At 68.8% G+C, this 797-nt stretch carries 1 protein-coding gene; it reads right to left on the bottom strand.

Annotation, left to right across the window (positions count from 1 at the left end):
- On the bottom strand, window positions 1-554 hold a 554-nt coding region (locus tag PGX04_RS15305; protein WP_273739293.1), incomplete at its 3' end, for an ArsA family ATPase.
- Window positions 555-797: the final 243 nt, after the last annotated feature.

The raw sequence follows: 797 nt of genomic DNA, 5'->3' as shown, positions 1-797 counted from the left end.
AGGCCGCCGAGCGGACCGCCGGCGTCGCCGCCGGGAAATGGGGAGCCGCTGTCGTCACCGTTGCCGCCGAAGGGCGATCCCTCGTCGAATCCCGGCCCCGTCCCCGAATTCGCGTCCGTACTCGCGCTCGAGCCCCCGAAGGGTGTCTCGCCCTCCTCGATCGCGGCCTCGGGATCGATCTCGGCCGCGTAGAGGGGGATATCATCCCGAATACGGCCGGGGTCGGCCGGAATGTCCGTCTCGAAGGTGTCAGAGAGCGAGTGTGCCGGGTCGGTTGAGACGACCAGCGTTCGGGTGCCGCCGCGGGCGCTGTCGAGCGCCGTCGCGGCCGCCATCGTCGTCTTCCCGACGCCGCCTTTGCCGCCGTAGAGGACGTACTCTGGGCCGTCGATCGGCTCGTCCGACGGCTCGACGTCGATGGTTTCGCGTTCCTCCGGCTCCGCGTCGTCGATCGAGTCCGTCGGCGTCACCTCGATAGTGTGAGCGTCGTCGTCGCTGTCCCGTCCCGTCACCTCGTCGCCCTCGTCGACCGGTTCGACGTCGATGCCACTCATACGGCTTATTTCCCGGTCCCAACACGAGTATTCGTCGGTCTGGACTCCCGATCGGTGTCGACACCATCGCACTCACTCCGTCGGCGTCCCCGAAACCGACGACTCGTCGCTGGTAACGGCGTCGCGGAGCGCCAGCGCGAGCGGCACGGCCCACAGCGTCGCGTACAGTGCCTGCGCGAAGGGGTTCGAAAGCAGCGAGTATCGGATCCGCGCCCAGCGGCTCTCGAGCGGCACGGCGTGCCA

The organism is Natrinema soli (genome assembly GCF_028618695.1).
The sequence above is the reverse complement of the archived record's forward strand: the minus strand, read 5'-3'. Positions and strand labels throughout refer to the sequence as shown.